This window comes from Bradyrhizobium sp. Arg237L (assembly GCF_029990105.1).
Classification (GTDB): Bacteria; Pseudomonadota; Alphaproteobacteria; order Rhizobiales; family Xanthobacteraceae; genus Bradyrhizobium.
The window spans coordinates 32456-52930 of record NZ_JAQMIL010000042.1 but is presented as its reverse complement, the minus strand read 5'-3'; the positions used below and the strand labels follow the sequence as shown (position 1 = coordinate 52930).

Genomic DNA, 20475 nt, shown 5'->3' with positions numbered 1-20475 from the left:
GTAACTTGACCATAAAGCTGGCGCGGATCGCGATCGTGGTCGCGGTCTTTGCGCTGTGGGAATTGCTGTCGCGCACCGGCATCGTCAATCCGCGGCTGCTGCCGTCGGCGTCCGACACGCTGGTGACGCTCGGCGATCTCCTGCAGCGCGCCGCCGTGCGCAAGGATCTGATGGTGACGGCGACCGAAGTGCTGGCCGCGTTTGCGCTCGCGGTCCCCTTTGGCGCGCTGATCGGGTTTCTGATCGCGGAAAACCGCTACTTTGCGGAAGTGGCAAAGCCGCTATTGTTCTTTGCCTTCAGCATCCCGAAATCGATCTTCCTGCCGATGTTCATCCTGGTGTTCGGCGTCGGCTTCTCGCAGAAGGTCGGGTTCGGCTTCTTCTCGACCATCTTCATCGTGATCATGTCGACTACGACGGCGGTGGAGTCGGTGAAGGTGGAGCATTTGACGGTCGCCCGCTCCTATGGCGCAACGCCCGCGCAGACCGCATTCCGCGTCTATCTGCCGAGCATGCTGCCGGTGCTGCTGGAAGCGTTGCGGATCTCCATGATCTTCAACCTGACCGGCGTGATCCTCGCCGAGATGTACGCCTCGCGCGATGGCATCGGCCACCAGATCGCGACCTGGGGCGAGAACTTCCAGATGAAGCAATTGCTGGCAGGCGTGGTGATGGTCGCGGCGATCGCGATGACCTTCAACGAACTGATCAGATGGGTGGAAACGCGATGCAGCCATTGGCGAACGTAACACCGCTAAAGCCTCCGCCGCGCGCCGGCGCGATCGAAGTCAAGAATGTCGGCCAGGTCTTCAAGACCACGACGCAGGACGTGGTCGCGCTCGACAACGTCTCGCTCGAGATCAAGCCGGGCCGCTTCGTCGTGCTGGTCGGCCCGAGCGGCTGCGGCAAGTCGACGCTTCTGATGATGATGGCGGGCCTGCGCCAGCAGACCACGGGCACCATCACCATCAACGGCGCGCCGATCCCCAAGCCTGACCCGGACCGCGTCGGCGTGGTGTTCCAGGAAGCGAGCCTGTTCCCGTGGCTGACCGCTGAGGAGAATGTCGAGTTTCCGCTGGCGCTGCGCGGCGTGGCGAAAGCTGAGCGTCGCGCCAAGGCGCAGGAGGCGCTGAAGCTGGTCGGGCTCGACGGTTTCGGCAAACGTCATCCGCATGAATTGTCCGGCGGCATGAAGCAGCGCGTCTCGATCGCCCGCGGCCTGGTGCAGGATCCGCCGGTGCTGTTGATGGACGAGCCGTTCGCCGCGCTCGACGAGCAGACCCGCATGACCATGGGCGACGAATTGCTCGGCATCTGGTCGGCGACCGGCAAGACCGTGGTGTTCGTGACCCACAGCCTGACCGAGGCCGTCTACCTCGCCGACGAGGTGATCGTGATGTCGGCGCGGCCCGGCCGCATCGTCGACCATCTGCAGGTGCCGCTGCCGCGGCCGCGCACCTATGAGATGCTGAGCGGCGATGCCTTCGGCACGCTGCGCGACCGCATCTGGCGGCACATCCGCAAATCGGCGTGAGGCTTGCGATGAGCGCGAAGACGCTACGGCATCTGATCGTGATCGGCCTGATCGCGCTGTGGGAAATTCTGCCGCGCACCGGCCTCATTCCGGAACTGTTCCTGCCGTCCCTTTCTTCGACGCTGAGGGCCGGATGGAACGAGGCGCCGGAATATGGCCACGCGCTGGCGGTGACGCTTTACGAGGTCGCGATCTCGATGGCGTTCGCCTGCGGCGGCGGCATCCTGCTCGGCGCCATCGTCGGCAGCCTGCCGCGGCCGCGCGTGCTGATCATGCCGATGGTCTCGAGCCTCTATGCGGTGCCGCTGGTGATCCTCTATCCCGTATTCACCGTGTGGCTCGGCATCGGCACGGAATCCAAGATCGCCTTCGCCTCGATCTACGGCTTCCTGCCGACGATGCTCGCGACCGCGGCCGGAATCCAGACCATCGACCCACAGCTCATACTTGCCGCGCGCAGCATGGGTGCAACGATGAGCCAACGGCTTGTCCGTGTCATCATTCCCGCCGCGATCCCGACCGTGCTGTCGGGCCTGCGCGTCGGCGGCGCGCTCGTCATCGTCGGCGTCGTGGTGTCGGAGATGCTGATCTCGTCGGCCGGCATCGGCTACCTGATCTCGCGCTACCGCACCATCCTGGACAGCCCGCATGTGTTCGCCGGCGTGCTGCTGGTGCTGTTCATGGCGATGGCCTTCAATGCCTTGATCAAGTGGATCGAGCGCAAGGCCGCGATCTGGCAGACCGGCACCCGCGCCGGCCAGAGCGCCGCCGACGACATCGGGTCCGGTGCCGTGCAGCCAGCGACGTAAGGGATATCAAGCGTGTTCGACCTGACACTGAGTTTCGACAATGGCCCGGAGCCTGAGGTCACGCCGCGCGTGCTCGACATCCTGCGCGAGCGCGACATCAAGACGACGTTTTTCGTGATCGGCGAGAAGCTCAGTGATCCCGCGCGACACAGGCTCGCGGCCCGCGCCCATGACGACGGCCACTGGATCGGCAACCACACCTTCACCCACAGCATTCCGCTCGGCCTGCAACCTGATGCGGATACGGCGGAGAACGAGATCGGCCGCACGCAGGCCGCGATCGGCGCCCTCGCCCATCCGCAGCGCTGGTTCCGGCCGTTCGGCGGCGGCGGCAATCTCGACGACCGGCTGCTCAAGCCGTCCGTGGTCGATTACCTCAAGCGCAACAAACATAGCTGCGTGCTCTGGAATGCGATCCCGCGCGACTGGAACGATCCGGACGGCTGGGTCGACCGCGCACTCGATCAATGCCGTTCGCAGCCCTGGACGTTGATGGTGGTGCACGACCTGCCGACCGGCGCGATGGAGCATCTCGAGGATTTCCTCGATCGCGCCGCCGCCCTTGGTGCCCGCTTCCGCCAGGAGTTTCCGCCCGACTGCGTCCCGATCCGTTCGGGCGAGATCGTGCTGCCTATCGACGCCTACGTTTCCTCCATCGAAGAAAGAGTCAAATCATGAAGATCGCAAGTTTCAAGGCGGCCAATGTCGCAAGCTACGGCATCGTCACCGACGCCGGCGTGATCGACGCCGGCAAGCGGCTGAAGGACTTTCCCACGCTGAAGGCGCTGCTTGCGAAAGGCTCGCTCGAGGAGCTGAAGAAGCTGCAGGGCGAACGCGCGGACTATGCGCTCAAGGAGGTCGAGTTGCTGCCGACCGTGCCCGATCCCGACAAGATCCTCTGCATCGGCGTCAACTACGCCACGCACCTTGCCGAGAGCGGCCATCCGACGCCGCCGCATCCGATGATCTTCACCCGCTTCGCCAACAGCCAGGTCGGCGCCGGCCAGCCGATGATCCGGCCGCTGGAGTCCGAGCGTTTCGACTATGAAGGCGAGATGGCGGTCATCATCGGCAAGGCCGGCCGGCGGATTTCGCGCGAGGCTGCGCTTTCGCATGTGGCCGGCTACGCCTGCTACAATGACGGCAGCATCCGCGACTGGCAGCGCCACACCTCGCAATTCGCGCCGGGCAAGAATTTCGTCGGCACCGGCGCCTTCGGCCCGTGGATGGTGACGACGGATGAGATATCAGACATCAGCAAGCAGAGCATCGCCACCCGCCTGAACGGCGTCGAGGTGCAGGCCGCGCCGATCTCGGACCTCGTGTTCGATGTCCCTGCCCTGATCGCCTACTGCTCCACCTTCACCGAGCTTGCGCCCGGCGACGTCATCGTCACCGGCACCACCGGCGGTGTCGGCGCCTATCGCAACCCGCCGCTCTGGATGAAGGAGGGCGACGTGGTCGAGGTCGAGATTTCCGGCATCGGCGTGCTGCGCAATCCCGTCAAGGACGAAGCCGCGGCCGCAGCGACGCGTGCGGCCTGAAGAAGAACAACAAGGAGACTATCATGAACCTCCCAACGCATCTTTTGCCGACCACCGTGGTCGGCAGCTACCCGCAGCCGGAATGGCTGGTCGATCGCGCCATGCTGTCGAAGGTCGTGCCGCGCACCCGCCTGCATGCGATGTGGCGGCTGCCGGCCGAGCACCTGGAAGAAGCGCAGGACGATGCAACCATCGTCGCCATCAGAGACATGGAGCGCGCCGGCATCGATATCGTCACCGACGGCGAAATCCGCCGCGAGAGTTATTCCAACCGCTTTGCGACCGCGCTCGAAGGCATCGATGACGAAAATCCAGCCATCATCACCGCCCGCACCGGCAGTACGCAGACGCCGGTGCCGCGCGTGGTCGGCCCGGTGAAGCGCACGCGCGCCGTTGAGCTGCATGACATGCAGTTCCTGCGGCAGAACACCGACCGCGCGGCCAAGATCACGCTGCCCGGCCCGTTCACCATGAGCCAGCAGGCCAAGAACGAGTTCTACAAGGATGACGAGGAACTCGCGATGGCGTTCGCGGAGGCCGTCAACGCCGAGGCGCTCGACCTGCAGAAGGCTGGCGCCGACGTGATCCAGCTCGACGAGCCCTGGGTGCGCAACAATCCGGACCTCGCCAAGCGCTACGCCGTGAAGGCGATCAACCGCGCGCTTCAAGGCATCACGGTGCCAACCGTCGTGCATCTCTGCTTCGGCTATGCCGCGGTTGTGCCGGGCTCGAACAAGCCGGCCGGCTACTCCTTCCTTGGCGAGCTCAACGACACCACGGCCGACCAGATCTCGATCGAGGCCGCGCAGCCGAAGCTCGACCTCGGCGTGCTCAAGGAGCTGTCGTCGAAGAAGATCATGCTTGGCGTGCTTGACCTCGGCAATCCCGAGATCGAGTCGGTGGAGACGGTCGCGGGACGCATCCGCAATGGCCTGAAGCAAGTGCCCGCCGAACGGCTGGTGGTCGCGCCCGACTGCGGCATGAAGTACATGCCGCGCCACGTTGCGTTCGGAAAGCTGAAGTCGATGTGCGACGCCGCCGCGCTGGTGCGGAAAGAGATCGGCGGTTGATGCGATCACATCCGCCGCTTGCGCCCGTAGGCGGCGGATAGAGATTGGGCCTTACGACTGCGATGCCGAGCGCGTGGCTGCGGCCTGCGGTGGGCGGTCGTTGAGCCGGACCACGACGACGATCCGCTTGATTTCGCCGTTGCGGTAGGCCTTCAGGAAATGGTCGTAGTTCTTGATCGAGACGCAGCCGTTGGAATCGCCGTTCGGGCCGAGCATGTAGGGGTGGGCCAGCAGGCCGGCGCGGCCGAACGTATCCGTGCCATCGACCGGGGTCATGCGCAGCGCCGGCACGCCATGGAACAGCTTCTCGCGCGGCTTCATCTCGTAGATGCCGGGCGGCGTCGCGCCGGCATTGCGGGCAGTCACACGGGAAGGATCATCCATCAGGCTGCCAAGTCCCGAATGCGCCTCGAGCTTGGTGCCGTCAGGCATGTAAACGGTGCGCGCCGTGATGTCATAGACGGCGGTGGTGCTGTCATAGCCGAGCGTCGTCAGGCTCGGCCCGGTGCCGGGAAGGATTCCGCCATTCGGCTCGAGGGACGCCAGTTGCACCCGTCCTGGCACCCAGTCGGTGATCTTCTGCCAAATGGAGCGTTCCTCCGCCTGCGCGACGGGTGCCGGAGCGGGCGGCAGATCGTTCTTGACCTGCAGGTTCGCATCGACCGGGCGCGACCGCGGCAGCGGAATCGCGGCGACCGTGGAAGACGGCGCCGGGTTGGGCGGGCTGGCTTGCGCGGGTTCATCAGTCTGGGTGTCGCGAAGCTGCTCGGTCAGCGAACCCTGGATATGGGCGAATTCCGCATTGAAATCGTTACGGCTGCCACGAAGCATCGGGCGCGAGGGATAGTAGATAAAGGCGGAATCGAGCGTCGAGCGCGCCCCGAACCGATCGTTGAAGGAAATCGCCGCGGACGTGTTCGCCAAGGCCGAACCGCGCAGCAAATCCAAGGGGTTAATCTCTGCGATCCAGACTGCAAGGGCAGACGCCAACGCAAACGAGGCGACAGAAAATGTCGCCTTGCCCACCCATCGAGCACCACCCCGCGGGCGCTCGGCTGCACCTGTCCCAATATGACCCATCTAACCCCGGTTCGGCGCATCGGAGCCTCTGACGGGCTCCAGAAGGGATTCACCGAATGACTGGGGATATCACGGAACAAGACTTGGGCACAATCGAGACCAAATCCCCGATCACCCCCGAAAAGTGATCACGGAAAGGCCCGCGCAAGCCCAGCTTAGGGAGCCAGATACCGCAGCAGTTCCGGGTCGTCCCTGATGGCGGCGGCCGGGCCCTGCAGCGCCACCCTGCCGCGATCGAGGACATAGGCGTAGTCGGCCACCCGCAGCGCAAGGTCGAGGTGCTGCTCGACGATGACGACTGCGATGTCCTTTGCCAGCTCGATCAGGCGCTCGGTGATCTCCTCGATCACGCCGATCCAGACGCCCTCGGTCGGCTCATCCAGCAGCAGCAGTTTCGGGTCGCCGAGCATCGCGCGGCCGATCGCCAGCATCTTGCGCTCGCCGCCCGACAGCGTGCCGGCGGGCTGGTCCAGTCGCTGGGCCAACTTCGGGAAGATCGCCAGCACCCGGTCGATGGCGGCGGCGTCCCGATTATAGAGCGCGCCGACCGCGAGATTGTCGCGCACCGGCAGCCGCGCAAACACCGAATACTCCTGCGGCACATAGCCGATGCCGAGCCGCACGCGCTCCTCGGTCGGGCGGCGGCCGATATCCTTGCCGTCGAACTTGAGCTCGCCCTTGGACAGGCCGAGTTCGCCGACGATGGTCTTCATCAGCGTGGTCTTGCCGGCACCGTTGCGGCCGAGCACGGCGACACCGCCGCGCCAGGGAATGCCCATATTGACGTCGAACAGGACCTGGCTGCGGCCATAGCCGGCGTCGAGATTGACGATATCGAGGAACTGGCTGTCAGGCACGGCGCAGATAGATCTCCTGTACGTCCGGGCTCGCCTGGATCTCGGCGACGGTGCCGCTCTCCAGCACCCGGCCCTGGTCGAGCACGGTGAGCCGGTCGCAGATGTCGCGGATGAAATCGAGGTCGTGCTCGACGATCACGAGCGAGCAATGCGACTTGATCGGCTGCAGCAATTCGCCGGTGACGCGCCGCTCCTCCAGGCTCATGCCGCCGGTCGGCTCATCCAGCAGCAACAGCCGCGGCTTGCCGGCGAGCGCCATCGCGATCTCCAGCCATTGCTGCTGGCCATGCGACAGCGTCGCCGCCGCGTCATGGGCGCGATCGGCGAGGCGGAACTGAGTGAGCATCGCCATGACCTGGTCGTGCAATATGCCGCGGGTGCGCGACAGCACGAGGTCGAGCAGCGAGCATTGCGCCTGCAGCGCCAGCAGGATGTTGTCGTAAAGCGTCAGCGACGGCAGCACGCTGGTGATCTGGAATTTCAGGCTCATGCCGGCGCGGGCGCGCTCGGTCGGCGACAGCGCGGTGATGTCGCTGCCGGCAAAGTGCACGGTGCCCTCGGTCGGCGTTTCGGCGCCGGCGACGCATTTCATCAGCGTGCTCTTGCCCGAACCGTTCGGGCCGATCAGGCCGTGAAATTCGTTCTCGGAGACCGTCAGCCCCGCGCCGTCAAGCGCGGTCAATTTGCCGAACACCTTCTTGATGCCGGTGGCTTCAAGGAGCGGCATGGCTGCTCCCCTTCGTCTTTCCGCCGAAGCTGCCGACGCGCTCGCGTTCGCCGAGCACGAAGCTGATCAGGCCGAGCGGGCGGAACAGGATCACCAGGAGCAGCAGCACGCCGAGGAGGATCGGCCAGATGTCGCGGTAATTGTCCGACAGCCAGAAGCTGACGCCCTCGATGATCACGGTGCCGATGACGGCGCCAATCAGCGTGCCCGATCCGCCAAAGAGGACATAGAGCACGACCTGGGTCGAGATCACGACGCCCAGCATGTTGGGCCAGACGAACCCCTCGTGAAACGCATAGAGACCACCGGCGAGGCCCGCGATGGTGCCGCCGACGGTAAAGACGATCGCCTTCAGATGCTGCGCCTTGTAGCCGAAGAAGGCGATGCGCTGCTCGTTCTCGCGCAGGCCTGCGAGCGCAAGGCCGAATTGCGAGCGCACCAGGAAGCGGCACAGCAGATAGACGACGAGCAGAATGCCGAGCGCGAGATAGTAATAGACCGGCCCCTCCGTAATATCGTAGCTGCCGAGCGACATCGGCGGGATCGAAGGAATGCCGTTCTGCCCGCCGAGATAATACCAGCCGCGCGCCAGGCGATCGGCGGCATAGGACCCGGTGAGCGTGCCGAGCGCGACGAAGATCATGCTCGACGGATTCCGGCCGAGCAACAGGAAGCAGCCGAGCAGGAGCGAGAATATCAACCCGATCAGCATCGCCGCCGGTAGCACCAGGAAGATCGAAGTGACGTTGAGATCGCGTGCCAGCAGCGCCACGCCGTAACCGGCCGAGCCGAAGAACAGCGCTTGGCCAAAGCTCATGATGCCGGCATAGCCCCAGACCAGATCGAACGACAGCGCGAACAGCGCAAGGATGATGACGCGGGTGGCGAAGACGGTCAGGTAGTCCTGCAGCACCAGCGGCAGGAACACCCCGACCAGCAGCGCCAGGACTTCCACGATCGGCAGGACCCTGCGCGGCGTTCTGGCCTGTGACGCCAGCGCGGCGGTCGCGCCGCGTTCAGCCTTCGAGATGTCCGGCCGTTCGTCGATCCCCGTACGAACCGCCTGCTCGGTTGCGCCCATTCTTGACTCAGCATTCCTTGGGGTCGACGAGCCCGCTGCTGCGGGCCACGATCTCGTACACGCCGCCCTTGGCGACGGCGGTGTACATGTTCATCTTGCAGTGCCGCTTGCCCGGCACCATCTCGGCGGGACCGCCCGGCCCTTCCGCGATCTTGGCATGATCCAGCGCAGCCGCAACGGAATCGCGATCGACCTTGCCGGCCTCCTTGACGGCGGCTGCCCATAGCTTCAATCCGCGGTAGGTGCCTGTCGCGGCGCTGCCGGCGGCGAACAGGAAGTTGCCGGGGAAGTCCTTCTCGTAGGTCGCCTGGATCTTGGCGCTGACCGGATCGTCCTTGGTCAGCACCTTGAAATAGTCGAGGCAGCTCGCGAGGCCTTCGATCTCGTTGGCCTGGTTGATGTTGAGCGTGTTCTCGTCATAGTAGACGCAGGATAGCCGGCCGCCGTTCTTCAGGAAGCCAGCTTCATAGAGCTGCTTGAAGAACGGACCGACGCCGGGCGGGATTACTGTGTTGAAAACGACGTCGACCTTATTGGAGATGATGCGGTTGACGGTGGCGCTGAAATCGACCTGGTCGAGCGGGTAATATTCCTCGAAGATCACCTCGCCGCCATTGGCCTCGATCACCTTGCGCGCGTAGACGTTCAGCGTATGCGGCCAGACGTAGTTGGCGCTTGGCAGTGCGAAGCGCTTGCCGCCGTTCTTGATCAGCCAGGGGATGAACTCGTCGCATTGCTGCGCAGGCGTCGGGCCGGTGCAGAACAGATAAGGCGTGCACTCCTTGCCCTCATAGAGCTGCGGATAGATGTAGAGCGTCTTGCCGCGGGCGACGATCGGGTCCTTGATTGCGTTGCGCATCGAGCTCGTAATGCCGCCGAGCACGAGATCCACCTTGTCGCGCTGGATCAATTTGCGGACGTTGCCGACCGCGACCGACTCGTTCGACGCGGTGTCCTCGATGAAGAGCTCGATCGGACGGCCGAGCAGGCCGCCGGCATCGTTGATCTCCTTGACCACCATCTTGGCGGTGTTGGCGTCAGCATTGCCGGCATAGGCGATCGGGCCGGTGAGGTCGGTGGCGATGCCGACCTTGATCGGGCCTTCGGCGGCATTGGCCCATTCGGGACGGATCACCCAGCTTCCCACGCCGGTCGCGATCGCGGTGGAGGCAAAGGCAAAGTTTTGCAGGAAACGACGCCGGCTTAATTTCAAATAATCGCTACGCATGAGACTAGACCCCTTTTCCCGAAAGCAGGCCTTGCGGCCGGAATTTGATGAAGACGATGGCAAGCACGAAGACGAGGATGTCGGCGATCACGGGCGCCATCACCCACGGCAGCGCCGCGCTCAGCGTGCCGATCACCGCCGCGCCCGCCACCGGCCCGATGAACGAGCCGACGCCGCCGACCATGACCGCGACAAAGCCCTGGATCAGAAAGCGGATGCCGAGGTCGGCGAACAGGCTGAACACCGGCACCAGCAGCGCGCCGGCGAGCCCTGCAAGCGCCGCACCGAAGGCAAAGGTGGTGCCGTACATCGCGGCAGTGGAAATGCCGGAAGCCCGCGCCAGCGCCGGATTCTCCAACGTGGCACGCACCCGGAGGCCGAAAGTGGTGCGCGACAGCAGGAGATAGCAGCCGATCATCACCAGGATCGTGATCACGATGATGGTGAAGCGCCATGCCGAGATGTGGACGGTGCCGAGATCGATCGAGCCACCGATCGGCTCCGGCACCGAGAGATAGAGCCCGCCAATCAGGCCGCGCACGCATTCGCGGATAATCAGGCCGAGCGCATAGGTGCCGAGCATCGCGACGATCGGGGCTGCGTAGAAGCGTCTGATGATCAGCGCCTCGAGCACGAAGCCGAGCGCGCCGACCAGAAACGGCGCGGCCGCCATGCCGACCCAGACCGGGAGGCCATGGCTATAGGCGAGATAGGTGATGTAGGCACCCAGCAGGACGAACTCGCCCTGCGCAAAGTTGAAGATGCCCATCATGCTGGCGATGATCCCGAGCCCCAGCACGACCAGGACGATGATCGCGCCGAAGCTCAGGATTTCGAAAGCGGCGACGAATGCACTACCCATGCATCGCGATCCGGCCGAAGTGCAACGCTAGCTCCCTCACATCTTCTTCCAGTCGCCGGACTGCTCGAAGGCATGCGCAGCGCGGTAGATGGTGGATTCCTCGAAGTGGCGACCGACCAGCATCAAGCCAACCGGCAGGCCATCGACCATGCCGCACGGCAGCGACATCGCGGGGTGGTGGCTGATGTCGAACGGCGCGGTGTTGGAGATCATCTCCAGCGCACGCGCCACATATTCCTCGCGGCTCGCATTCGCCGGCGGCAGCGGTGTCGCCTTCATCGGCGTGGTCGGCAGCAGCAGGAGATCATAGTCCTTGAACACCGCGTCATAGGCGGCCGTCAGCCGGCGCGAGATGTTGACCGCCTTGCCGTAATAGCGCGGGCCGAAGGCGTTGTTGATGTAGGTGCCGAACAGCAGCAGCAGCTTGGTGGTTTCCGAAAGCGAGTCCGCCTGCCGCCGCCAGCCGCGGTGGAAATCCATCAGCGAGGTCGAGTAGAGGTCCGGACGGCTCAGGCCGTAGCCGTCGCCGTACATCATGGTTTGCGTCATGCCCTCGGTGCCGATCGGCATCCAGATCGCGGGACCGAGCAGATGCATCGGAATGGAGACGTCGCTGACGGACGCGCCGAGGTCCTTGAGGCGCTTTGCCGCCTCGCGGACGCTTTCGTTCACCGCAGGCTCCGCTCCGGCCTGCTCAAAACCTTCCTTCAGCACACCGATCTTCAACCCCTTCACGCCCTGGCCGAGCGCCTTGGTATATTCATCGACCTTCGGCGCCTTGATGCGGGGATCGTAGCCGTCGTCACCGGCGAGCACTTCGAGCAACAAGGCATTGTCTTCCACCGTCGCCGTCATCGGGCCGGTGTGATCGACGAAGACCTCGATCGGCATCACGCCCGTATAGGGCACGAGCCCCCAGGTCGGCTTCATGCCGTAGGTGCCGCAGAACGAGGACGGCATGCGGATCGAGCCGCCCTGGTCGCCGCCGATCGCCATGTCGACCTCGCCGAGCGCCACCACGACGCCGCTGCCTGACGACGATCCGCCGGCCGAATAGCCCATCTTGTAGGGGTTATGCACTGGCCCGGTGGAATTGGTGTGGCTGCCGCCGGAGATGCAGAAGGATTCGCAATGCACCTTGCCGGCGATCTCCGCGCCGGCATCCAGCATGCGCGTCACGATCGTGGCATCGAAATCGGGGACATAGCCCTCGAGCGTTGCCGAGCCGTTCATCATGGGCACGCCGGCGAGCATGATGTTGTCCTTCAGCGCGACCTTCTTGCCCTTGAGCTTGCCGGAGTCTGCGCCCTTCACCGTCGCCTTGCGGTACCAGGCGTTGCGCGGATTCTCTTCCGGGCTCGGCCGATAGCCGGGCGTGCGCGGATATTTCACAGGCGGCACCTCGTCGGGCATCGCGGCGACGAGGTTGTAGGCGTCGACCGAGCTTTGCATCAGCCCGCGGAACGAAGCGACGTCTTCGTCGGAAAGCGCGAGGCCGCATTGCGCGGCGACCGCGCGAAGTTGCGTTGGGGTCGGAAGCACGACGGACAAGACACTCTCCCTGGAAGCTTGATGTTGCGCGCGGCCGCGGAATGCATGCGAAGACGATGCGGTCCCACCCGAAGCCGCCGCAGTATTACTGACGGAAATATTTTCCTTTTCAAGGATTATTTTATAAGGCGGCGCGCGGGCGCAATTCCGTCCGTGCGTCAGATCGTCTTGATCAGCTTGAAATCGAGGCCGTCGGCTTCGGCGAGATACATCGGCATCTCGGCGCGGCCGCTCCGAATGGTCACCGGCCCGCGCGCGCCGGTATAGACGATGTTGCGCCCCGCGGTGAGCAGCGGCTTGAACGCCAGCGAGCCCGCGCGCTCGGCCGCGGTCTGCAGGAACCGCAGGCCCTCGTAATTGGACTGCGCAACCGAACCGATTGGCGGCGCGGTGGGGCCGAAGGTGGCGTGATACTGACTGAGGAAGTCGTCGTTGGCGCGCGAGCCCATGCCGATGAAATAGCCGGAAGCGCAGAACAGGTTCTCGGTGTTGTCGGCGCCGATGCCGAGCAGCACGGTCTCATCCATCGCGCCGGCCAGCCTGAGCGTCGTTGCCGCCAAGCCACTCTCGGCAAAGGCACGGTTGAAGGTGATGCTGTCGGTTCCGATTAGCGAGATCAGCACGACATCCGGACGCGCGGCACGGATGCGGTCGAGATGGGCGAAATGATTGTCCTCGCCAACGGGGACGAACTCCTCGCCGACCACCTGCCCGCCGGACTCGGCAATGTATTTCTTGACCGCGCGATGCGATTGCCACGGCCAGACATAGTCGCTGCCGATCAGGTACCAGCGCGAGGCCTTCTTGACGTCGGCGAGCCAATGGATCGCGGGTCTGCTCTGCCAGCGCGGCGTCTCGCCGATCGCCATCACGCCCGGCGTGCGCTCGCCGCCTTCATAGACCGGCGTGTAGATATAGGGCACGCGGCCGCCGGTGACCTTGCGCAGCGCGACGCGGACCGCGCTGATATGCGAGCCCATGATCACATCGACCTCGTCGAAGGCGACCGCCTCTGCGGCACGGCGCACGACGTCCTCGATCGGTCCGCCCGCATCCAACATCGTCAATTCGATCTCGCGGCCCAGAATGCCGCCGCGACGATTAATCTCGGAGACTGCGAGCAACACCGCGTTGGTGGTGGCCGGCCCCCAGATTCCCGGCGAACCGGAGAAGGTGAGGAAGTTCGCGACCCTCAATTTGTTGTGCGCGCCACCTCGCTTGCTGAAGCCGACATCAGCGGGATGCCAGGACGGATCGGTCGTCGGCGCCGACAGGCCTTTGAACACGAAGGGCGGCATGGGGGCGCCGCCGCTGTTGACGCTGACTGTTGAGAGCACGCCCACTCCTGTCCGACACTTCGCCCCTTGTCGCGCGACGCATCGATGCGCCCGCCGCCGGCTTCCACCCGTTCGACAAATATCCTAGGCGAAAATATTGAAACTTCAACAATTGCCATGCATATAGAACGGGCAATCAGCGCCAGTCATTCACTCATCAGGGTCAAAACAAAGTCTTCAATCGTGGCCAAACCGCCAAGCCAAGATACCCCTCTCACGGAACATCTCGCCTACCTGCTCGCGCAAGCCAACCGGGAAATCAACCGGCAGCTTGAATCGCGGCTGGCCAAGGAGGGTGTGCCGGTCGAGCAGTGGCGAATCCTGAAGGTCCTGTTCGATGGCAATGGACGTTCGATGGGCGAGCTCGCCGAAGCCGTGCTGCTCAACCACCCGACGCTGACGAAGATCGTCGACCGCATGGTGTCCGACGCCCTCGTCTACCGCGTCCAGGATCCGAAGGACCGCCGCAAGGTGCTGATGTTCTGCTCCGAGCGCGGAAAAATTCTGTGCCAGCGATTGAACTCGCTCGCGATGAGCCAGGAAGCGCATATCGTCGAGAACTACGGCAACAAGTCCACCAACGAATTGAAGCGGCTGCTCGAAAACCTGATCGACAGCGCGAATTGATGCGCGAACTTGTAGGGTGGGCAAAGGCGCGTCAGCGCCGTGCCCACCATCAAGCGCTCCGCTTGTAACGGTGGGCACGCTTCCGCCGTCAGGTGTTGATAGGTTTCAGCCAGAAGTCGCTTTGCCCACCCTACGAAACTACAAAACTCACGGCCGAAGATGCGGCGTCGTGTTCGGCGCGGGTGCCTGCTCGAGTTCGCTCTCTTCCGGCAGCTTCTCACCGTGCACGGTGAGTGGCCGGCCGATCCAGAGCGGATCAGCCAGATGGTCGCGGCGCGGATTGCTCGTGTTCGGATGCACGAGGATGCTGAGGCTGCCATGGTTGAGCATCAGCCACGGCACGAACTCGGCAAACACCTCCGTGGCGAAAGCGACCTGGTACATGGCCTGATCGTGCGGCCCGACCTTCACGTCGTGCCATCGGCCGAGCGTGACCGAAAAGCGCTCGCCGATCCATGTCCGCAAGCGCTCGGCCTCCAGACGCGTCGTCGCCGGATCATAGTAGACATGGGCGTGATAGCTCGCGATCTCGCCGGTCGCCCGCGGCGCGGCATCTTCCTGCAAATCGCTCATCCGTCTTGACCTTCCGACCGATCCTTCACTTGATCTGCGCCAGATCGCGCATATGCGCCAAATCGACCACGCGTCCGTGGCTGACGACGGCGGCGGGCGGCGCGTGAAAGCGAAGCACGTTCGTGACATCGGGGTGGTCGAGCACGACAAGGTTGGCGGGGTAGCCCGCCTCGATGCCGTACTTCGCCAGATTGACCGCCGCTGCCGGGCGCGACGTGATCATATCATAGAGCGTATCGATGTCCTGCTCCTTCGTCATCCACAGGAGATGCGCGGCGAGGAACGCCACTTCGGGCATGTTGTTCCGGCCGAATGGATAGTAGGCATCGGAGATATCGTCCTGCCCGAGGCAGACGTTGACGCCCTGTTGCAAGAGTTCCTTGACCCGCGCGTGCAATGGACCGGTGTGGGGATCGCTAACGATACTGACGCGCGCCTGCCGCAACAGCTCAGTCAATTCGCCGAAATAGGATTCTGGATAGAGCGCCATCGCCCGGCAATGATGCGCCAGCGCGCGTCCCTGATAGCCGCGCGCGATCGCCTGGCGCGCCATCGCTTCCAGCGTCTTCATGTTGGGATCGCCGACATCGTCCAGCAACATCGAAATATCAGCGTTGAACTCGGCGGCGAGATCGAAACAGAAATCGATGTGGGCCTGCATGTCGTCTGCGCTGGATTCGATCCAGGGAATGCCGCCGACGACGTCGGCGCCCATCGCCATCGCCTCCCGCATCAATCGGTCGGCACCCGGCTCGCGCGCAAGCCCGTCCTGCGCGAACGCCACGACCTGGAGATCGACAATGCCACGGAATTCCTCGCGGACCGCCACAAGCGCCTTGACGCCCTCGAGCCGCGCCTTGGTGTCGACATCGGCGAACGCACGGATATGCAAATTGCCATGCAGCGCCGCCAGCGCGACCGCACGCCTGGCGTTCGGAATGATCCAGGACGCGTCGTATTTCTCCTTCACCGCGGCGGCGAGATCGATCGCCTTCGCCGCCTCGCTCATGCCGCCGCCGTGATAGGCCTCAAGCGCCGCTTCCGACATCATCGGCAGCGTCCAGACTTTGCAGAGGTGCAGATGCGCGTTGACGTAAGGCGGCGTGACCAGGTTTCCACCGACATCCAGCGTCAGGCGGGCATCGCTGCCGAGGCGCGGTGCGATCTCGGCAATGACGCCATCCGAAATCGCGATGTCCACAAGCGCGTCGCCCTGTCGCAGCAAGCGGGCATTTCGGATCAGCAGGTCAGTCATCGGGAATTCCAGTCAGAAAGGAGAATCGGGAAGCCAGGCCTCGTTTCGAGGGCCGCAATGCACATCTGATGCAAGAAGGATACCGTTCTGGCGCGGCCGTTCACGCCTGCCCACCCGGGCAGTTTCCAACGGCGCGGGAGCATGCCCAGATTGGGGAAAATCCAACGGAGTTTTGCCAACGGAGTTTGCCATGTCCGATCCCTCAGTGCTTGCCACATTCTCCGGCGCGATGGCCGACGTCGTCGCACGCGCCGCACCTGCAGTCGTCTCCGTGCACTCGCACCGCTCGCGCGCCTCGGGCTTTGTCTGGAAAGCGGGTCTGGTCGTCACCGCCGATGAGGCGCTGGCCGAAGAGGGCGAGGTCATCGTCCGCTTTGCCGACGGAACGGAGCGGTCTGCGACCATCGCGGGACGCGATCACACCACCGATGTCGCGCTGTTGCGGGTCGAGACCTCCAACGTCGCGTCGATCAAGCTTTCATCGGCGGTGCCAGCGCTCGGATCGCTGGCGTTGGTCGTCGCCGCTGAGCGTGGCGTGCCCGCGGCGGCGCTCGGCCTGATATCGCTGGTCGGCGGCACCTGGCGCAGCCTGCGCGGCGGCGACATCGATGCGCGCATCGAGCTCGACGTTCGCCTGAGGCCCAGTCACGAGGGTGGGCTCGCGCTCAATGCCTCCGGCGATGCCATCGGCATGGCCGTGCTCGGCGCGCGGCGCGTTCTTGTCATTCCGGCCGCGACCATCGAGCGCGTGGCGAGCCGGCTGGAGACCCATGGCCGGATCGCGCGCGGCTATCTCGGGCTCGGCCTGCAGCCGGTCAAGCTCGACGACGGCATCGGCGCGATGGTGATGAGCGTCGACAAGACTGGTCCCTCCGCGGCCGCCGGCATCCGGCAAGGCGACGTGATCGTCGGCTGGAACGACGAGAAGATTTCCGGCGTACGGGCGCTGCTCAGGGCGCTCGGGCCCGACAGCGTCGGCGCCACCGTCGACGTCGCGGTGCAGCGTGGCGGCGAGCCGGTGCGGGTCAAGCTGACGGTCGGGGAAAGGCCGGAGACGTGAGCGAACAGACCTCGCCTCCCCTCGTCATCGCCATCGACGTCGGCGATCCCGCGCTGGCGGACCGGCTCGCGTCGCTGCTCGGCGGCGTCGCAGGCTTGCGCCTTGCCGCGCCGGGCGAAGCGGCGAGCCTCGCGCTGGTCTCGCGGGATCAGCCTGCGAGCGAACGATCCGAGATCGAGCTGACGCCGCGCGAGCGCGACGTGCTGGCGCTGATGGCCGAGGGCGCCTCGAACAAGGCGATTGCGCGGCAGCTCGGGATCTCCGTGCACACCGCCAAATTCCACGTCAGCTCGTTGCTCGACAAGCTCGATGCCACCGGCCGCACCGATGCGGTGGCGCATGCGGCGCGGCGCGGGGTGATCCATCTCTAGTGGCGCGAGGTGCCGCATCGCCAAGCGATGCTGGCGATGCTAGTGGTGCCGGCGAACTCCGCCGCGGGGCCCTATGCTCGACCGTATCAAGACCTGGGCGCGCACGCTCAAGCGCGACAGCCGCGCCGTCTATCTCGCCGCCCGCGACCCGCGGGTGCCGTGGTATGCGAAGCTGCTTGCCGTTGCGGTCGCCGGATATGCGCTCTCGCCCATCGACCTCATTCCCGACTTCATTCCGGTAATCGGCTATCTCGACGATCTCGTGCTGGTGCCGCTCGGCATCTGGCTCGTGATCTCGCTGGTTCCGAAGGAGATCATGGTCGAGTGCCGCGACAAAGCGAGCGAAGCCTCGCCTCCGGCCAGCCGCACCGCGATGGCCGTCATCATCCTCGTCTGGGTCAGTGCGGCGCTTACCCTTGGTTGGGTGGCCTGCAGGTATTGGGGTTAGAACGTCGCCCGCATTCCCGCATAGAAGGCGCGCGGACGCGCCGGGCTGACCGAGGCTGGATCCGTAAACGCTACGCCGCCAGCGGCGAAATTGGGCACATTGTCGGTCTGGAAGAAGGTGCCGTAGGTCGCATAGCGGCTGTCGAGCAGATTATCGATGCGGCCATAGATCTGGACGTTCTTAGTGAGCTGGTAGGAGGCGTGGGCATTGAACACAGCGTACGACGCGAGCTTCGGCGCTTGGTTGGAGTCGTCGCCGACAAAATACTGGCCACTGACGTAGATCGCGTCGGCGCCGACCTTGAACTGATCAGTGAGCGCATAGTCGAAGCCGGCCTTGATGCGATGGCGGGGAACTGCGGGAACCTGGTTGCCGGGCAGGATCTGGACGTTGCCGTTTTCATCGGCGAAGGGGCTATTGGAGCCGATCTGCAGCGCGTCCAGGAAGCGGGCGTCGACGAAGGCATAGCTCGCATACATCTGCAGTGCGGATGATTTCACCTGGATCTCGGCCTCGACGCCCTGGCGCCGCGTCGAGCCGACGTTCTGGAAGTAGCCGAAGCCCTGTATCACCGGGCTCGGGATCGCGAGAATGTCGTCGTTGTTGGTGGTGCGGAAGCCGCCGACCTTCCAGGAGAGCGTGCCGATGTTCAATTCCTTGGTGCCGCGCAGGCCGGCCTCGACGGTGCGTGACACCACCTGCTGCAGCGGTGGATCGGAGACCAGGAAGGCGCCGACGATGCAGGGGCGCGCGGGATCGGCGCAGCCAAGCTCCAGCGGTGTCGGCGCGCGGTTGGCTTCGGAATAGCCGGCATAGGCGGTCAGCTCCGGCGTGATCTTGTAGGTGCCGCCGATGAGCGGATTGAAGCGGTCATAGGTGCTGTAGCCGTTCAGCTCGGTGCCGATCTGGTCTTCAAGCCTGATGCGCGCATCGTTGAAGCGGCCGCCCGCGGTGATCGAGAATGCCTTCGTCACGTCGAAGGTGTCGAGCGCATAGATGCCGGTATATTGATTGGTGGTGCGCAGCGAGACCGGGCCGATCGAGACGGGATCGCCAGACTGGCCGAGAAAGATGCCGCTGCCGCTGACGACGTAGTTCGGGCCGATGGTGCCGAGCTCCGCACTCGCGGTGAAGTTCGTGACGCTGGTGTCGAAGCTGGCACCGATCGTGAAGCGGTTGTCATGGCCGAAGAGTTGATCTGCGTTCGTCGCCTGCAGTTGCATGCCGGCAGTGGTCGACTTCGTCGTGGTTCGGTCGATCTCGCCAAGCACCGCGCCCGCCGGAAATGGATTGGCGAGCTGGACGCCATTCAGGCCGTTCGCCGGGACATCATCGCTGTTGAAGCACAGTAGTCCGGCATCGGCCTCGCACGGCTCCGTCGCTGTCGGATTGCCGTCTTGCGTCTTCTGCTTGTAGAATCGCAGATGCGCGGCGCCCTCGATGGTCCAGGTCGGGGTCGCCTCCACCTTTCCCGTCAGGTTGAAGTAGCCGACCTTGTTGGCAGTGGTTTGCGGCGTGGTGTAGGTCGCGCCCCAATATCGCTGCAGCAATTCGACCGGCACCGTTGCCGCCGCGCCGAACTTGTTGTCGGCGAGGCCGATATTGAGATGGAATTCGCTGACGTCGTTCTTGTGGGCGACATCGCCGTAGAAGCGGCGGACGTCGGAAGGAGAGAAGTTGCGAAAGCCGTTGTCGTGCAGACCTTCCAGCGCGCCATAGACGGCAAAATTGTCGATCTGCTTGCCCCATTGCGCCGCCCCCTGGATGCGGCCGAACGAGCCGCCCATGGTGTTGATCTCGGCGCCCTGATAGGAAAAACCGTCCTTCATCTGGACGACGACCGCGCCGCCCAGCGCGTTGAGACCGAAGGCCGGATTGTTGGTCACAACATCGATGGACCTGACCGCGCTGGTCGGAATCAGGTCCCAGTTGACGGTGTCACCGAAGGCTTCATTGACCCGTACGCCGTTCTGATAGACCGCAAGACCCTGCGGCGTGCCTGCCACTGGAGACGCCACGAAGCCGCGGAACTGGACGTCCGGCTGGAAGGGATTGCCGGCGACCTCGTTGACGATGATGCCCGGCACGCGCTGGTCGAGCGCAGTTGTGATATTGAGCGAATCGGTTCGCTGGATTTCCTTAGTGTCGACGACACTGACCGCCGCAGGAATCTTGTCCGCTTCGACCGCAGCGGCCGAATCCGAGGTCGGCGTCGGCGCGGTCGGGACATACACAACTCTTGGCGATCTTGCCCGCGCGCGTACAGGAGCCGCCGTAGGACGGCCGCGCCTGGCGCGGTCCGCAGGCGTCACCTCCACCGGCGGCAATGTCTCGACTTGCTGCCCCCCGCTCTGGGCGAATCCCGTTTCGTTCCCGACGACAACGACAACGCCTGCCGCAATCGATGCGGCAAGCAGCACCCGCACGCCCACCATTTACCACCCGTTCCACCCACCCTCCG

Annotated in this window: 21 protein-coding genes; 10 read left to right on the top strand and 11 right to left on the bottom strand. The window is 64.5% G+C overall.

What is annotated here, in order from left to right; all coding sequences use genetic code 11:
• Nucleotides 1–5: 5 nt before the first annotated feature.
• Genes OZ411_RS24365 through OZ411_RS24340 form a run of 6 tightly spaced genes read left to right on the top strand, consistent with a single transcriptional unit; the run spans nt 6 to nt 4957 of the window.
• On the top strand, nt 6–749 hold the full coding sequence (locus tag OZ411_RS24365; protein ID WP_282529983.1) for an ABC transporter permease: 744 nt from the start codon (nt 6–8) through the stop codon (nt 747–749).
• On the top strand, nt 728–1534 hold the full coding sequence (locus OZ411_RS24360; RefSeq protein WP_282529982.1) for an ABC transporter ATP-binding protein: 807 nt from the start codon (nt 728–730) through the stop codon (nt 1532–1534). Before OZ411_RS24365 ends, OZ411_RS24360 begins: the two co-directional genes overlap by 22 nt.
• An 8-nt stretch (nt 1535–1542) precedes the next feature.
• Complete coding sequence (locus tag OZ411_RS24355) at nt 1543–2343, top strand: ABC transporter permease (protein WP_282529981.1); 801 nt, start codon at nt 1543–1545, stop codon at nt 2341–2343.
• Nucleotides 2344–2355: 12 nt separating this feature from the next.
• On the top strand, nt 2356–3021 hold the full coding sequence (locus OZ411_RS24350; protein ID WP_282529980.1) for a polysaccharide deacetylase family protein: 666 nt from the start codon (nt 2356–2358) through the stop codon (nt 3019–3021).
• A complete protein-coding gene (locus tag OZ411_RS24345; RefSeq protein WP_282529979.1) occupies nt 3018–3887 on the top strand; it encodes a fumarylacetoacetate hydrolase family protein in 870 nt (289 codons plus the stop codon). The genes OZ411_RS24350 and OZ411_RS24345 overlap by 4 nt, the downstream gene beginning before the upstream one ends.
• A 23-nt stretch (nt 3888–3910) precedes the next feature.
• A complete protein-coding gene (locus tag OZ411_RS24340) occupies nt 3911–4957 on the top strand; it encodes a 5-methyltetrahydropteroyltriglutamate--homocysteine methyltransferase (RefSeq protein ID WP_282529978.1) in 1047 nt (348 codons plus the stop codon).
• A 51-nt stretch (nt 4958–5008) separates the two neighbouring features.
• On the opposite strand, the gene OZ411_RS24335 is transcribed toward OZ411_RS24340, so the two are convergent.
• The 8 genes from OZ411_RS24335 to OZ411_RS24300 all read right to left on the bottom strand — a co-directional run bounded on the left by OZ411_RS24335 (nt 5009) and on the right by OZ411_RS24300 (nt 13680).
• Complete coding sequence (locus OZ411_RS24335) at nt 5009–5905, bottom strand: DUF2778 domain-containing protein (RefSeq protein ID WP_282529977.1); 897 nt, start codon at nt 5903–5905, stop codon at nt 5009–5011.
• A 287-nt stretch (nt 5906–6192) separates the two neighbouring features.
• A complete protein-coding gene (locus tag OZ411_RS24330) occupies nt 6193–6894 on the bottom strand; it encodes an ABC transporter ATP-binding protein (protein WP_282529976.1) in 702 nt (233 codons plus the stop codon).
• Complete coding sequence (locus tag OZ411_RS24325) at nt 6887–7621, bottom strand: ABC transporter ATP-binding protein (RefSeq protein WP_130576801.1); 735 nt, start codon at nt 7619–7621, stop codon at nt 6887–6889. The genes OZ411_RS24330 and OZ411_RS24325 overlap by 8 nt, the downstream gene beginning before the upstream one ends.
• Complete coding sequence (locus OZ411_RS24320) at nt 7608–8702, bottom strand: branched-chain amino acid ABC transporter permease (protein WP_282529975.1); 1095 nt, start codon at nt 8700–8702, stop codon at nt 7608–7610. The genes OZ411_RS24325 and OZ411_RS24320 overlap by 14 nt, the downstream gene beginning before the upstream one ends.
• A 7-nt stretch (nt 8703–8709) precedes the next feature.
• On the bottom strand, nt 8710–9930 hold the full coding sequence (locus tag OZ411_RS24315) for a substrate-binding protein (protein WP_130576799.1): 1221 nt from the start codon (nt 9928–9930) through the stop codon (nt 8710–8712).
• A 4-nt stretch (nt 9931–9934) separates the two neighbouring features.
• Nucleotides 9935–10792 carry a branched-chain amino acid ABC transporter permease gene (locus OZ411_RS24310; protein WP_282529974.1) on the bottom strand — a complete coding sequence of 286 codons (858 nt, stop codon included), beginning with the start codon at nt 10790–10792 and terminating at the stop codon, nt 9935–9937.
• A 36-nt stretch (nt 10793–10828) separates the two neighbouring features.
• Nucleotides 10829–12343 carry an amidase gene (locus OZ411_RS24305; protein WP_282529973.1) on the bottom strand — a complete coding sequence of 505 codons (1515 nt, stop codon included), beginning with the start codon at nt 12341–12343 and terminating at the stop codon, nt 10829–10831.
• A 158-nt stretch (nt 12344–12501) separates the two neighbouring features.
• A complete protein-coding gene (locus OZ411_RS24300; RefSeq protein WP_282529972.1) occupies nt 12502–13680 on the bottom strand; it encodes a substrate-binding domain-containing protein in 1179 nt (392 codons plus the stop codon).
• Nucleotides 13681–13863: 183 nt separating this feature from the next.
• On the opposite strand from OZ411_RS24300, the gene OZ411_RS24295 reads away from it, so the two are divergent.
• A complete protein-coding gene (locus OZ411_RS24295) occupies nt 13864–14307 on the top strand; it encodes a MarR family transcriptional regulator (protein ID WP_028162613.1) in 444 nt (147 codons plus the stop codon).
• A gap of 147 nt (nt 14308–14454) precedes the next feature.
• Here OZ411_RS24295 and OZ411_RS24290 read toward each other — a convergent pair whose 3' ends face one another.
• Nucleotides 14455–14880, bottom strand: coding sequence for a DOPA 4,5-dioxygenase family protein (locus OZ411_RS24290; RefSeq protein WP_282529971.1), 426 nt, complete (start codon nt 14878–14880; stop codon nt 14455–14457).
• Between the two features lie 25 nt (nt 14881–14905).
• On the bottom strand, nt 14906–16135 hold the full coding sequence (locus OZ411_RS24285) for an amidohydrolase family protein (RefSeq protein ID WP_282529970.1): 1230 nt from the start codon (nt 16133–16135) through the stop codon (nt 14906–14908).
• Between the two features lie 190 nt (nt 16136–16325).
• On the opposite strand from OZ411_RS24285, the gene OZ411_RS24280 reads away from it, so the two are divergent.
• The 3 genes from OZ411_RS24280 (at nt 16326) to OZ411_RS24270 (ending at nt 18014) form a co-directional block, all read left to right on the top strand.
• The gene (locus OZ411_RS24280) at nt 16326–17195 is read left to right on the top strand and encodes a S1C family serine protease (protein WP_130576792.1); all 870 of its coding nucleotides are present in this window, start codon (nt 16326–16328) and stop codon (nt 17193–17195) included.
• Nucleotides 17192–17566 carry a response regulator transcription factor gene (locus tag OZ411_RS24275; RefSeq protein WP_130576791.1) on the top strand — a complete coding sequence of 125 codons (375 nt, stop codon included), beginning with the start codon at nt 17192–17194 and terminating at the stop codon, nt 17564–17566. Before OZ411_RS24280 ends, OZ411_RS24275 begins: the two co-directional genes overlap by 4 nt.
• A 73-nt stretch (nt 17567–17639) precedes the next feature.
• On the top strand, nt 17640–18014 hold the full coding sequence (locus OZ411_RS24270) for a YkvA family protein (RefSeq protein ID WP_282529969.1): 375 nt from the start codon (nt 17640–17642) through the stop codon (nt 18012–18014).
• Here the strand turns inward: OZ411_RS24270 and OZ411_RS24265 are convergent.
• Nucleotides 18011–20449, bottom strand: coding sequence for a TonB-dependent receptor (locus OZ411_RS24265; RefSeq protein WP_282529968.1), 2439 nt, complete (start codon nt 20447–20449; stop codon nt 18011–18013). The two genes, OZ411_RS24270 and OZ411_RS24265, sit on opposite strands and share 4 nt — an antisense overlap.
• Nucleotides 20450–20475: the final 26 nt, after the last annotated feature.

Excerpts from the sequence above, each read along its gene's own strand:
- OZ411_RS24360 (WP_282529982.1), top strand. The coding sequence starts at position 728 with ATGCAGCCATTGGCGAACGTAACACCGCTAAAGCCTCCGCCGCGCGCC.
- OZ411_RS24355 (WP_282529981.1), top strand. The coding sequence starts at position 1,543 with ATGAGCGCGAAGACGCTACGGCATCTGATCGTGATCGGCCTGATCGCG.
- OZ411_RS24345 (WP_282529979.1), top strand. The coding sequence starts at position 3,018 with ATGAAGATCGCAAGTTTCAAGGCGGCCAATGTCGCAAGCTACGGCATC.
- OZ411_RS24340 (WP_282529978.1), top strand. The coding sequence starts at position 3,911 with ATGAACCTCCCAACGCATCTTTTGCCGACCACCGTGGTCGGCAGCTAC.
- OZ411_RS24325 (WP_130576801.1), bottom strand. The coding sequence starts at position 7,621 with ATGCCGCTCCTTGAAGCCACCGGCATCAAGAAGGTGTTCGGCAAATTG.
- OZ411_RS24320 (WP_282529975.1), bottom strand. The coding sequence starts at position 8,702 with ATGGGCGCAACCGAGCAGGCGGTTCGTACGGGGATCGACGAACGGCCG.
- OZ411_RS24315 (WP_130576799.1), bottom strand. The coding sequence starts at position 9,930 with ATGCGTAGCGATTATTTGAAATTAAGCCGGCGTCGTTTCCTGCAAAAC.
- OZ411_RS24310 (WP_282529974.1), bottom strand. The coding sequence starts at position 10,792 with ATGGGTAGTGCATTCGTCGCCGCTTTCGAAATCCTGAGCTTCGGCGCG.
- OZ411_RS24290 (WP_282529971.1), bottom strand. The coding sequence starts at position 14,880 with ATGAGCGATTTGCAGGAAGATGCCGCGCCGCGGGCGACCGGCGAGATC.
- OZ411_RS24285 (WP_282529970.1), bottom strand. The coding sequence starts at position 16,135 with ATGACTGACCTGCTGATCCGAAATGCCCGCTTGCTGCGACAGGGCGAC.
- OZ411_RS24280 (WP_130576792.1), top strand. The coding sequence starts at position 16,326 with ATGTCCGATCCCTCAGTGCTTGCCACATTCTCCGGCGCGATGGCCGAC.
- OZ411_RS24270 (WP_282529969.1), top strand. The coding sequence starts at position 17,640 with ATGCTCGACCGTATCAAGACCTGGGCGCGCACGCTCAAGCGCGACAGC.
- OZ411_RS24265 (WP_282529968.1), bottom strand. The coding sequence starts at position 20,449 with ATGGTGGGCGTGCGGGTGCTGCTTGCCGCATCGATTGCGGCAGGCGTT.